Below are 12,056 nucleotides of genomic sequence, written 5' to 3'. Positions count from 1 at the left end.
GGCGCTGGTCGTCGGGGGAAAAGCGAAGGATCTCAAGGAAGGCGTCGCGCTGGCCGGCCACTCGATCGACTCAGGATCAGCGCGTGCCAAGCTGGAAGCGCTGATCGTCCTCTCCCAGCGGCTCGCCCAGGAGAAATAGGGGCGCGGGTCGCAATCCACCCGCGCAGGTCAGCCCACGCCGGGTCCACGGCTCGATCTGCGGGTTCGGCCAAAACGAGCGCCGAGCGAATCGAGATCGTCAACAACGCTGGCGTGCCCTCGGGGCCGATCTACAATGTCAAGCAGGTCTTCGAGGACCCGCAGGTGCCGAGACGCTCCGGCACGACGGCGTCGTCCGAACGCAGTACGTCCAGCGGCCTCTCTTTCGAGCGCGGAGAGCGCCGGAGAGTCGCTGACTACGAGCTCTAGCCCGGGCTAGCGCTGAAAAACTCGACTCCAATGCTCCGATCGTCCACCCGCACACGACCGGAGCGCTCCGAGTGCGGGCTTGGCCCGCGCAACCCACTCGGGCCTCGCCTCGTGGCTGTCCTCGCCTGCGGCTCGTCCGAAGCCCCTCGGCTCGAAGTGCCACTCGGGCCTCGCGCGACGGGTGGCCTGCCTCACGGCATGGCCGAACCCGCCACGCGCGAACCACAATGGGAGGGCTCGGAAGGGGCAGGTACCCGCGCCACACCGCGCGCCGGCGGGGGGTGGGCGTGGGTGCGCCCCCCGCCGAGGATCTCTAGTGCGTCGCCGTGGGGTCCGGCGCGGCGCGTCTGGCGTCGACGATCTGGAGGCGCCAGCCGTCGGGGTCGCGGAAGTTCAGGTTGGTCCGGCCCGTCGCGCGGACGAAGGTGGGGCCCTGGGGGATGTCAATGCCGCGCGCCTTGAGCTCGCGGTGGGCGGCCTCGACATCGGGCACCTGGAAGGCGATGTGGTTGACGCCGATGTTCTCCTCGCCGCTCACGCGGTGGATCTCGAAGATCGGCTGGTTCTCGCCGGGGAGCTGGAACTCGATCGAGTCCCCGTGGTGCTTAGTCCGCGCGAGCTCCCGGAAGCCGAGGGCGCGGAAGAGGGTGACGTACTCCTCGAAGCGGTGCACGACCAGCTCGATGTGATCGACCTTGGTCACCATCCCTGGGTTCTCCTCACGCTCGAGTCACGGCAGGATCAGGGCGCCCGCCACAGCATCTCCGCGCCCCGGCCCGGCGCGGGCCGGCGCGCGCCCCCAGGCCGACGGCCTGTCTGCCACCCCTCCCGACGGGACGGTCACAAGACCCGCGAGGCCTCGATCGCCCGGAGGAAGCTCCGGAGGTCGCGAGGGACCAGCTAGGTTTCCTCGCGGTACTGGCCGAGCGCCCGCAGCAGCGGGACGTCCTGGAGCGAGAACAGGATCGCCGGTCGCTCGCCGCGAGCGGCGTGGGCGTGGCGCGCCCAGGGCGGGACCACGAAGAAGTCTCCCGGACCCCACTCGTAGCATTCGCCCTCGATCTCCGTCGCCCCGGCGCCCTCGAAGACGTGGTAGACGGCCATGCTCGACTGTCGGTGGGACCGCGTCCGCACCCCGGGGCGGAGCAACTGGAGGTAGCAGCCGATCGTCGGCAGGAGCGACCGCCCCGTCATGGGATCGCGGTACTCCATGATCACGTCGTCGAAGGGGTCGCCCTCGTGCTCGGCGAGCCGGGAGAGCGCCTCCCACGCGACTTCCCAGGGGTAGTGGATCACACGTCCCGCGTGGCCACCGATGGGCTGGCGGTCGGCGGGGTAGGGCTCCATCACGAGGTTCTCGATGTAGCGCACCACGGGCGCATCGAGGGCGTCGAGCCAAATCACGGGCTCGCGGCCCTCGTTCCCGTGGTCGTGCCAGGTCATGGCCGGCGTGAGCACCACGTCGCCCCGGTGCATCGCGCACTTCTCGCCCTCGACGGTCGTGTAGGCGCCCTCGCCCCGGAGCATGAACCGGATCGCGTTCGGGCTGTGGCGATGGGCGGGCGCGACCTCGCCGGGCAGGAGGTACTGGACCGCCACCGAGATCGTGTGACCGCTGGTACGCTCCGGGACCCCCGGGTTCATGAGCCGGAGGATCCGGCGCTCGGCGCCCTCGCCCCGTGCGGGCGTCAGGAAGTCAGCGCTCTGCCGGAGCAGCGGTTCGATCTCCGTCCAGCGCCAGAGCCAGGGCTCGACGCGCGTCCGCTTGGGCTCGATCAGCGGCCCCGGGCGCGACCACGGGGCGTCGAGTCCCGCGGCGCGGAGGGCCGCACAGTAGCGCTCCAGATCGACTACTGTCCCGATCGCCATGGTTCAGCCTCCTCTAGCGTTGCGCCAGGACCTCCGGGTTCAGCGCGCGCGGCGGGACCTGGCCCCGGAGGTAGATCTCAAGGTTGTCCACCACCTGGCCGAAGAACTGGTCATACGCCTCCTGCGTCACGTAACCCATGTGGGGCGAGAGCAGCACGTTGTCGAGGGCGACGAGCGGGTGGTTTGGTGGCAGGGGCTCCTCGTCGAAGACGTCGAGCGCCGCGCCCGCGATGGCGCCGCGCTTCAAAACATCGACGAGTGCGCGCTCGTCGACGATGGGGCCGCGCGCCGTGTTGACGAGGAACGCCGTGGGCTTCATGAGCCCGAGGTGCCGGGCAGTGACGAGGCCGCGCGTCTTGTCCGAGAGGCGGAGGTGCACCGACACCACGTCGCTCTCCCGGAAGACGTCGTCGAGCCCGACGCGCGTCACGTCGGCCGCGGCCGCGCGCTCGTCGGTGAGCGTTGGCCCCCAGGCGATCACCCGCATGCCGAGGAAACGGCCGAACGCAGCGACGCGACTCCCGATGCGGCCGAGGCCCAGGATCCCCAGCGTCCTGCCGGCGAGGTCAACGGCGAACCCCGTCTGCCAGCGCCCCTCGCGCATAGCGCGGTCCTCATGGCGCACGCGCCGGACGAGGGCGAGCATCAGCGCCATCGTGTGCTCGATGGCCGAGGTCCCCGACCCCGCGGTGCCGGTGACCAGGATCCCGCGCGCGGTCGCCGCGGCGAGGTCCACGTGGCCCGAGTTCCGGCCGGTGAGGGCCAGGTGCTTGAGCGCGGGCAGGCGCGCGAAGAGCGAGCCCGGGAAGCGCGTGCGCTCGCGGAGCGCTACGATGATCGCGTAGGGCCGGAGGCGCTCCGCAAGCGCATCCTCGCTCTTGAGCGTGTCGCGGTAGGTGTCGATCGCCAGGCGGCCGCGGAGCCGCTCCCAGTGGGACAGCGTCGCGACCACGCCGTGGTAGTCGTCGAGGATCGCCAGGCGCGTCATGGCCGCTTGCAGACCACGTTGAGCGTCATCCCTCCCGACGGTACGGCGCGGACGAAGCGCCTGTCAAGGGGGGACGTCCGGCTGCGCGGGAAGCGGGGCGCAGCTAGGCCCGGTCAGAGTCCCAGGTAGGCTTCTTTGATCGCTGGGTTGGCCAGGAGATCGCGGGCCGGCCCTTCGCTCAGGATCCGTCCCGTCTCGAGCACGTAGGCGCGGTGGGCGATCTCCAGGGCCTGGTGGACATTCTGTTCCACTAGGAGGACGGTCACGCCCTGGCTGTTGATTTCCCGGATCACCCGGAAGAGCTCTGTCACGAGGAGCGGCGCCAAGCCCAGGGAGGGCTCGTCCAGCATCAGCAGTTTCGGTTGCCCCATGAGGGCCCGCCCGATGGCGAGCATCTGTTGCTCCCCGCCCGACAGCGTTCCCGTGAGCTGGCGGGATCGTTCGCCGAGCTGGGGGAAGAGGGTAAAGACCCGGTCCAGCGTTTCGCGGAGCCGCGGGCGCGCGGCGGCGGGGTACGCCCCGAGCTCGAGGTTTTCCAGCACGGTCATCCCTGACCAGAGCCGGCGGCCTTCGGGGATGTGGCCGATGCCGAGCGCGACGATGGCGTGAGGCGGGCGCCCGGTGATGTCCCGGCCCTCGAAGGTGATGCGACCGGCCGCGGGCGCGAGCACGCCCGAGATCGTGCGGAGCGTGGTCGTCTTGCCGGCGCCGTTAGACCCGACGAGCGTGACGAGCTCGCCGGCCCGCACGTCGAAGGAGATGTCCCAGAGAGCCTGCACGTCGCCGTAGAAGACGCGGAGATGCTCGACCGCTAGCATTGCCGCGGGGACTCTCGCACAGCGGGAAGAGGGTGTCAAGAGTTTGACACCCCATTCCGGTCCGGGTAAAATAATGCGCGGCTTGTTCTAACTTCCTGTCTCGACTGGGCCTTTTCCTGACTTCCTCCGCTGAGAGCGGGCCGCTTTTTCGGGAGAAGTGTTCTAGAAGAGACCCCCGGAGGGGGAGAGGGATGAACGGCCGGGTGTCCCGATATCGGCGGATTGCCGACGCCCTTCGCGAGCGGATCACGTCAGGAGGGCTCGCCCCCGGAGCCCGCCTGAGCAACCAGCGCACTCTCGCGCGCGAGTTCGGCGTCACGCTCATGACGCTCCGCCAGGCCCTCGAGCTGCTCGAGCGCGAGGGGCTCATCGTTCGCCGGCACGGGGTGGGCACCTTCGTCGCCTCCCCGACGATCGATTACGACATCCTTCAGTTTCGCACCTTTGCCGGCGACCTGCGATCGCGCGGCGCGCCCGTCGAGACCCGCTTTCTCCGCAGCCAGTTCGCCCGCGCCGACCGGCGCGTTCAGGCTGGGCTGAGGCTCGCCGCGGGCGACGACGTCTTCGTCCTCGAGCGCCTGCGCCTGATGGACGGGCGCCCGGTGAGCCTGCAGCGTTCCTTCCTGCCTGCGGACCTCGGGGACGACGTGGCGAAGGCGGACCTGGCGGTCACCCCGCTCCGCCAGCTCCTCTCGTTCAAGCTCGGCATCGATGTCACGCGGGCGCGCGAGGAGGTGTCGGCCGTGAAGCTCCGCCGGCGCGAGGCGCAGGAGCTCAACTGCCAGCCGGGCGCCCCCGCGTTCTGCTCGGAACGGGTCTCCTGGGCAACCGACGGCAGGGCCGTGGTGTTCGATCGCGTCTATATCCCCGGGGATCGGTTCCGGATCATTCGGGAGCTTCACTACGAGGGATCAGGACCATGAAAGTTCTCGTGCCAGTCAAGCAGGTGCCGGACACCGCGACTCAGGTCAAGATCGGCGGCGACCCGAGGGCGATCGACACTACTGGCATCACGTGGATTGTGTCGCCCTACGACGAGTTCGCGGTCGAGGAGGCCCTGCGCATCAAGGAGAAGCGCGGGACGGGAGAGGTCGTCGTGGTCTCGCTCGGTCCCGAACGCGTGAAGGAGGCGCTTCGGAGTTGCCTGGCGATGGGCGCCGAGCGCGCTGTGCACGTGAACGAGCCGGCGTGGGAGAGCGCCGACACGCTGACCACGGCCCGGGCTCTCGCGGCGGTGATCAAGCAGGAGCAGCCGGTGATCGTCCTGTTCGGCAGGCAGGCCATTGACGACGACATGGGCGCGGTGGGGGTCCAGGTGGCCGAGCTCCTGGGCTGGCCCTGCGCGTCCTGGATCATGGAGGCGGCCATCTCGGGCGACGGGACGAGCGTGCGCGTCGGCCGACAGGTCGAGGGCGGGCTCGAAGTGTTCGAGCTCCCGCTTCCGTGCGTGCTGACCGCCCAGAAGGGGCTGAACGAGCCGCGGTATCCGACCCTGAAGGGCATCATGGGCGCCAAGAAGAAGGAGATCAAAGACGTGAAGGCGGCTGATCTTGGCCTGGCCGCAGACGGAGCTCAGCTCACGGTCGTGACGCTGGAGGCGCTTCCGCCTCGCCCGCCCGGGCGCATCATCCCCGGCGAGGCTGGCGAAGCGGTCAAGGAGTTGGTCAGGGCGTTGCGCGAAGACGCCAAGGCGATCTGAGAGGCAGTTCGAGCCGAGGCACGTCGGCCATGCCGCAGGCAGGCCCGTGACGAGGCGAGGCCCGAATAGATTCGAGCCGAGGCACGTCGGCCATGCCGCAGGCAGGCCCGCCACGAGGCGAGGCGGAATGAGGAGCGGGGGATGGCAAACGCATTCTGGTGCGTCGTCGAGGATGACCGAGCTGGCCGTCCCAAGAAGGCGAATGCCGAGGTGCTGGGTGAAGCTGCGCGCCTCGCGGCTCAGACCGGAGGCCAGGCCGAGGCGGTGTGGCTCACCGACAAGGCCGAGGCGGATGGACTCGGACACCTCGCCGAGTGGGGTGCGGAGAGGATCTGGCTGTTGGAAGCCCCTGGCCTGGCGCCGTATCGGGGTGAGGTGTGGACGCCGGTTCTGGCCGAGCTGGCGGGGAAGGAGCAGCCGAAGGCGATTCTCGGCGCGGTGACGAGCCGCCTGCGCGAGCTGATGGCGCGGCTGGCCGCGCGCCTCGGGGTGGGGTTGTCGGCCGACTCGGTCGCGTTCGACTTTCGGGAAGGCACCCTCGTCGCGACGCGTCCCGTGTACGCGGGCAAGCTGCTCTCGAAGGTCAGCTGGGCCAAGGCCCCGTGGCTCGCGACCCTTCGCCCAAACGTCTTCAAGCCCCGCGATCTCCTGGCGGGCAGGGCGCCGGTCGTCGAGCGCCCCGCGGTCACGATCCCGCAGCCCACGATGGCCTTCGTCGAGCGACGGGAGGAGGTGTCCACGGGTCTGCCCGAGCTGACCGAGGCCGAGATCGTCGTCTCGGGTGGCCGCGGGCTCAAGGGACCCGAGAACTTCGTGATCCTGGAGGAGCTGGCCAAGGTGCTCGGCGCTGCCGTGGGCGCATCACGGGCCGCGGTGGATGCCGGATGGCGTCCCCATCGCTTCCAGATCGGCCAGACCGGCCGCACCATCTCGCCCAAGCTCTACATGGGGTTCGGGATCTCGGGCGCGATCCAGCACCTGGCCGGGATGCGCACGTCGAAGATCATCGTCGCGGTGAACAAGGACCCCGAGGCGCCGATCTTCAAGATCGCCGACTACGGGATCGTCGGCGATCTCTTCGAGATCGCGCCGCTCCTCACCCAGGAGTTCAAGCGGCTGCTGGAGAAGTGATGGAGCCGGTCGGCATCTGGTCCTCGCTCGCTAGGCCTTCGGCGGAAGGAGGACCAGTCTGAAGCCGGCCGGCGATCTGCCCGAGCGAGCATGCCGGGAGGCGGTCGGGCACCCATCGTGAGCGAGCGGGGCAGGGGACGCCGGATCGCACACCCCGGCCGAATGGACACGCGTCACGCGCGAGCTTGGCATGGGGCTGCGCATTGGACGCAACGGGGGCGCATCCGGAGGGGCCCCGCACCGCGAGCCACAGATGGGTGACCGCCGAAGGCGAGCGAGCGAGGCGCAGACGGCGGCCGGCTTGGGTTGACTTTATGAAGATTGAGCTGACCGAAGAGCAGCAGATGATCCAGGCGCTCGCACGTGACTTCGCCGAGAACGAGGTGAAGCCCGTCGCCGAGGCCTGCGACCGCGAGGCCCGGTTCCCTCACGAGACTGTCAAGCGGATGGGCGAGCTCGGGCTCATGGGGATGGCCATCCCGGAAGCGTACGGCGGTAGCGGCGCCGACACCGTGGCGTACATCGTCGCCCTGGAAGAAGTGGCCAAGGCCTGCGCCTCGCATGCCGTCGTCATGTCGGTCAATAACTCTCTTTACTGCGATCCCGTCCGCAGGTTCGGGACCGAAGAGCAGAAGAAGCGCTTCCTGACGCCGTTCGCGTCGGGGTCAAGGATCGGCTGCTTCGCGCTGACCGAACCTCAGGCGGGCTCGGATGCCACCAACCAGAACACGCTCGCCGTGCGGGACGGCAACCACTACGTCCTCAGTGGCCGCAAGCTGTTCGTCACGAACGGCCGCGAGGCCGCGGCCGCGCTGGTCTTCTGCCAGACCGACCGGACCAGGGGACACCGCGGCATCTCGGCGTTCCTCGTGGAGAAAGGGACGCCCGGCTTTCTGGTTCCCAAGTGCGAGGACAAGCTCGGGCTCCGGGCCTCCGACACGGCCGAGTTCGTCTTCGAGGACTGCTGCGTCCCGGTGGAGAACCGGCTCGGCGAGGAGGGGATGGGGTTCAGGATCGCGATGAGCACGCTGGACGGCGGGCGGATCGGCATCGCCGCACAGGCCGTGGGCATCGCCGCCGGCGCCTACGAGCGCTCGGTGGCCTATGCCAAGGAGCGCAAAGCCTTCGGCGTCCCGATCGCCCAGCACCAGATGGTGCAGTGGATGATGGCCGACATGGCAACCACGATCGAGGCGGCGCGGCTCCTCACCTGGCGGGCGGCTACCCTGAAGGACCGGGGCCTGCCGTTCAGCGCCGAGGCCTCCATGGCCAAGCTCTTCGCCTCCGAGATGGCGATGAAGGTCACGACCGACGCGATCCAGGTCCATGGCGGTTACGGCTACATCAGGGAGTACCAGGTGGAGCGCTACTTCCGGGACGCCAAGATCACCCAGATCTACGAGGGGACGTCTCAGATCCAGAAGCTCATCATCGCCCGCCACGTGCTCGGACTGAAGTGACGCGACGCCCCTCACCCTGCCCTCTCCCCTGAGGGGAGAGGATGAAGGTGAGGGGAGCGGAGGCGCAGATGGAGGATCGCGAGCGGATGGAGCGAGAAAAGGCGCGGTGGGAAGCGGAGACCTACGGGCCGTTCGTCCGCCAGGCCCCTGAGCGACCCGTGCCCTTCGAGTCCCTGTCGGGGATCCCGCTCGAGCCCCTCTACACGCCGGCGGACCTCGGGAGCTGGGACTACGAGAAGAAACTCGGCTTTCCCGGCGAGTTCCCATTCACGCGCGGCGTGTACCCTTCGATGTATCGCGGGCGCCTGTGGACGATGAGGATGTTCGCCGGGTTCGGACGGCCCGAGGACACCAACGCCCGCTTCAAGTACCTGCTCGAGCAGGGCCAGACGGGGCTGTCGACCGCCTTCGACATGCCCGCCCTCATGGGCTACGACGCCGACCACCCCCGCGCCCGCGGCGAGGTGGGCCGGGAAGGCGTCTCCGTTTCGACACTGGAAGACTTCGAGGTCCTCTTCGACGGGATCCCGCTCGATCGGGTGACCACCTCGATGACGATCAACTGCACGGCCTCCATCGCGCTCGCCATGTACCTGGCCGTGGCCGACAAGCAGGGTGTCGGCTGGGACCAGGTCGGGGGCACGATGCAGAACGACATGCTCAAAGAGTTCATCGCGCAGAAGGAGTGGATTTGCCCGCCGGCGCCCGCGATGCGCATCGTGGTGGACACGATCGAGTTCACCTCCAAGTACGTGCCGCGCTTCAACCCGGTCTCGATCTCCGGCTACCACATCCGGGAGGCCGGCGCCACCGCGGTCCAGGAACTGGCCTTCACCCTGGCCGACGGGATCGGCTACGTCCAGGCGTGCGTCGACCGCGGGCTCGACGTGGATTCCTTCGCGCCTCGCCTCTCGTTCTTCTTCGACGTCCACAACGACTTCTTCGAGGAGATCGCCAAGCTCCGGGCCGCCCGGCGCATCTGGGCGCGCGTGCTCAAGGAGCGCTTCGGGGCCAAGAGGCCCGAGTCCATGCGCCTGAGGACCCACACACAGACGGCAGGCGTCTCGGCGACCGCCCAGCAGCCGCTCAACAACGTCGCCCGGGTCGCCCTCCAGGCGTTGGCCGCCGTCCTCGGCGGCGCGCAGTCGCTCCACACCAACTCCTACGACGAGACCTGGGCGCTCCCCACGGAGGAGGCCGTGACCGTCGCGCTCCGGACCCAGCAGATCATCGCGGAGGAGACGGGCGTTCCCCTCGTGATCGATCCGCTCGGCGGCTCCTACTATCTCGAGCGGCTGACCGACCAGATGGAGGAAGCGGCCTGCGCCTACATCACGAAGATCGACGGTCTCGGCGGCATCATTCGGGCCGTCGACCTCGGTTATCCGCAGCAGGAGATCGCCGATGCGGCGTACCGGTACCAGCTCATGGAGGACCGCGGCGAGAAGACGGTGGTGGGCGTCAACAAGTACGTGATGGCGGAGGAGAAGCCGATCAGCTACCTGCGGATCGACGAGGCCGTCGAGCTGGAGCAGATCGAGCGGGTGAAGCGGCGCAAAGCCTCGCGCGACGCCTCCCGGGTGGAAAAACGCGTGAAGCAGATCGCTGAGGTCTGCCGGAACGGCCAGAACCTGATGCCGGTGCTCGTGGACGCGGTCAAGGACTACGTCTCCCTGGGCGAGATCTCGGATGTCTACCGGCAGGTCTTGGGCCAGTACCGCGAGCCGATCATCTTTTAGATTAGGAGGCTGCGAAAAAATCTGGTTCCAGCGCGGGCTTGGCCCGCGCAAGCGAAGGGGGAGGCGTCGGAAGGGGGGCGGAGCCCCCTCCGAGCAATCTAGTGCACGGTCCGGTCGGACGCTGAGCGAGGAGGCGACCATGGCGCTCCAGGTGATGTCGGCCGACAGCCACATGGATCTCATCTATCTCCCCCCAGACACGTTCGTGTCGCGCATGCCGCCGAAGTGGCGGGAGCGGGCGCCCCGCGTCGTCGAGCGGGACGGGAGGAAGGTCTGGGTCTCGGGGGACGACGCGCTCGGGCCGCATGGGGTGTACGGCCCCGGCGTGACTGGAGGCAGGCGCGGCAGGATCCTGGCGCAGGAGGGGTTCGCCTCAGGCCAGACCCGGCCGTCGGACCCGGCGCTCCGGCGCCAGGACCAGGAGCGCGACGGCGTCGAGGCCGAGGTCATCTACGGGATCATCGGGATCTCGCGGGGCCTCTTCACGTACAAGGGGATCACAGACCCCGAGCTGTTGACGGCGATCTACCACGCCTACAACGAGTACATCGCCGAGTTCAACCGGTCCATGCCCGGCCGGTACTTCGGTCTCGGCTGCCTTCCCAACCACGATGCGAGCATGGCCGCCCAGGAGGTCCGTCACTGCGCAGCCCTCGGCCTCCGCGGCGCGGTGTTCGTCCCGTGGGGGGCGGCGATGCCCGTGTGGCACGAGATGTGGGAACCCATGTGGGCGGCCGGCGAGGAGGCGGACCTTGTCATCTCCTTCCATGTCTTCGAGGGCGGTGGGGCGACCGTGGGGTACGAGATCAGGGGAATCAGGCATCCGGCCTCGATCGGCGCCTGGGTCGTCGTCGCCCCGCTCCAGATGGACGAGATCGTGTCCTCCGTGATCCTGAGCGGGGTGTGCGAGCGTCACCCGCGGCTCAGGCTCGTGCTCGGCGAGAGCGGCATCGGCTGGATCCCATACGTCCTGGAACGCCTGGACGACACCTACGAGGAGCGGCTGGCGGACGATCTCAAGCTCCCGCTGCCGCCGAGCGCGTACTTCAAGCGGCAGATCTACGCGACGTTCCAGAAAGACTTCCACGGGGTGCGCGCGATGGCCGAGATCGCGCCCGACAACGTGATGTGGGGCTCCGACTACCCGCACCGCGACGGCACATGGCCGTTCTCGCAGAAGGCGATCGAAGAGCAGTTCCGCAGCGTCGACGGGGCCGTGAAGCGGAAGATGCTCTGGGAGAACGTGCGCCGACTCTATCGGATCGCGTGAACGGCCCGGCAGTCGCCCGCGAAAGGAGCCGTCATGGACTGTGTGTTCTGCAAGATTCGCGACGGGCAGCTCCCCTCGTTCAAGATCCACGAGGACGAGCGAACGCTGGCCTTCATGGACATCAACCCGCTGAACACCGGCCACTGCCTCGTGGTGGCCAAGGCCCACGCGCCCACGCTCTTCGACGCGTCCGTCGAGGACCTCACGGCCGCGATGGCGGCGGTGAAGAAGGTTGCCCACGCGGTCCAGGAGGCAGTCCGGCCCGACGGGCTGAACCTGCTCCAGGCCAACGGGGCCGCCGCCTTTCAGTCGGTGCCGCACTTCCACATCCACGTCATCCCGCGCTGGAACGCGGACGGGAAGGGCTTCGACTGGCCGCTGGTGCCGGGGAACCGGGAGGAGATCGGCAAGGTGGGCACGCGCCTCCGCGAGCTCCTCGAATGAGGCGGGGTATGGCCCAGCGTAAGATTCGCGTGCTTGTTGCCAAGCCGGGGTTTAGCCCGGAGGGGGGCTCCGCCCCCCTTCCGGACCTCCCCCCAGGGGTTGCGCGGGCAAAGCCCGCGCTTGATCATCGGAGGGGGCCTCGACGGCCCCCTCCGAACCCTCCCCCGGGAACGGCTTGCGCGGGCCAAGCCCGCGCTCGAAATGTGGGATGAGTGCGCGTAAGGTACGCG

At 68.9% G+C, this 12,056-nt stretch carries 12 protein-coding genes; 8 read left to right on the top strand and 4 right to left on the bottom strand.

Going from position 1 to position 12,056, the window contains the following annotated elements; genetic code table 11:
* On the top strand, window positions 1–139 hold a 139-nt coding region (locus HY726_19425), incomplete at its 5' end, for an anthranilate phosphoribosyltransferase (GenBank protein MBI4611166.1).
* 582 nt (window positions 140–721) lie between these two features.
* On the opposite strand, the gene HY726_19420 is transcribed toward HY726_19425, so the two are convergent.
* The 4 genes from HY726_19420 to HY726_19405 form a co-directional block, all read right to left on the bottom strand.
* Complete coding sequence (locus HY726_19420) at window positions 722–1,114, bottom strand: VOC family protein (protein MBI4611165.1); 393 nt, start codon at window positions 1,112–1,114, stop codon at window positions 722–724.
* A gap of 194 nt (window positions 1,115–1,308) precedes the next feature.
* A complete protein-coding gene (locus HY726_19415) occupies window positions 1,309–2,277 on the bottom strand; it encodes a cupin domain-containing protein (GenBank protein ID MBI4611164.1) in 969 nt (322 codons plus the stop codon).
* A 13-nt stretch (window positions 2,278–2,290) separates the two neighbouring features.
* Window positions 2,291–3,265, bottom strand: a complete 975-nt coding sequence (locus HY726_19410) for a D-2-hydroxyacid dehydrogenase family protein (protein ID MBI4611163.1) — start codon at window positions 3,263–3,265, stop codon at window positions 2,291–2,293.
* A gap of 113 nt (window positions 3,266–3,378) precedes the next feature.
* Entirely contained in the window at window positions 3,379–4,083 is a 705-nt protein-coding gene (locus tag HY726_19405; GenBank protein ID MBI4611162.1) for an ABC transporter ATP-binding protein, read from the bottom strand.
* A 191-nt stretch (window positions 4,084–4,274) separates the two neighbouring features.
* Here HY726_19405 and HY726_19400 point away from each other — a divergent pair, with 191 nt between their 5' ends.
* From HY726_19400 to HY726_19370, 7 genes are all read left to right on the top strand, one after another.
* Window positions 4,275–5,006, top strand: a complete 732-nt coding sequence (locus tag HY726_19400) for a GntR family transcriptional regulator (GenBank protein ID MBI4611161.1) — start codon at window positions 4,275–4,277, stop codon at window positions 5,004–5,006.
* Window positions 5,003–5,782 carry an electron transfer flavoprotein subunit beta/FixA family protein gene (locus HY726_19395; protein ID MBI4611160.1) on the top strand — a complete coding sequence of 260 codons (780 nt, stop codon included), beginning with the start codon at window positions 5,003–5,005 and terminating at the stop codon, window positions 5,780–5,782. Before HY726_19400 ends, HY726_19395 begins: the two co-directional genes overlap by 4 nt.
* 141 nt (window positions 5,783–5,923) lie before the next feature.
* Complete coding sequence (locus tag HY726_19390) at window positions 5,924–6,913, top strand: electron transfer flavoprotein subunit alpha/FixB family protein (protein MBI4611159.1); 990 nt, start codon at window positions 5,924–5,926, stop codon at window positions 6,911–6,913.
* A 314-nt stretch (window positions 6,914–7,227) separates the two neighbouring features.
* Window positions 7,228–8,373 carry an acyl-CoA dehydrogenase gene (locus HY726_19385; GenBank protein ID MBI4611158.1) on the top strand — a complete coding sequence of 382 codons (1,146 nt, stop codon included), beginning with the start codon at window positions 7,228–7,230 and terminating at the stop codon, window positions 8,371–8,373.
* A gap of 68 nt (window positions 8,374–8,441) precedes the next feature.
* On the top strand, window positions 8,442–10,112 hold the full coding sequence (locus HY726_19380; GenBank protein MBI4611157.1) for a methylmalonyl-CoA mutase family protein: 1,671 nt from the start codon (window positions 8,442–8,444) through the stop codon (window positions 10,110–10,112).
* 139 nt (window positions 10,113–10,251) lie between these two features.
* Window positions 10,252–11,382 (top strand): amidohydrolase family protein, encoded by a 1,131-nt coding sequence (locus tag HY726_19375; GenBank protein MBI4611156.1) that lies wholly within the window; start codon window positions 10,252–10,254, stop codon window positions 11,380–11,382.
* 33 nt (window positions 11,383–11,415) lie between these two features.
* A complete protein-coding gene (locus HY726_19370; GenBank protein MBI4611155.1) occupies window positions 11,416–11,826 on the top strand; it encodes an HIT domain-containing protein in 411 nt (136 codons plus the stop codon).
* Window positions 11,827–12,056: the final 230 nt, after the last annotated feature.

The sequence above is a fragment of the Candidatus Rokuibacteriota bacterium genome, assembly GCA_016209385.1.
In the GTDB taxonomy this organism is placed as follows: Bacteria; Methylomirabilota; Methylomirabilia; order Rokubacteriales; family CSP1-6; genus JACQWB01.
Note: the sequence above shows the minus strand (reverse complement) of the source record. Positions and strands in the feature narration are given on the sequence as shown.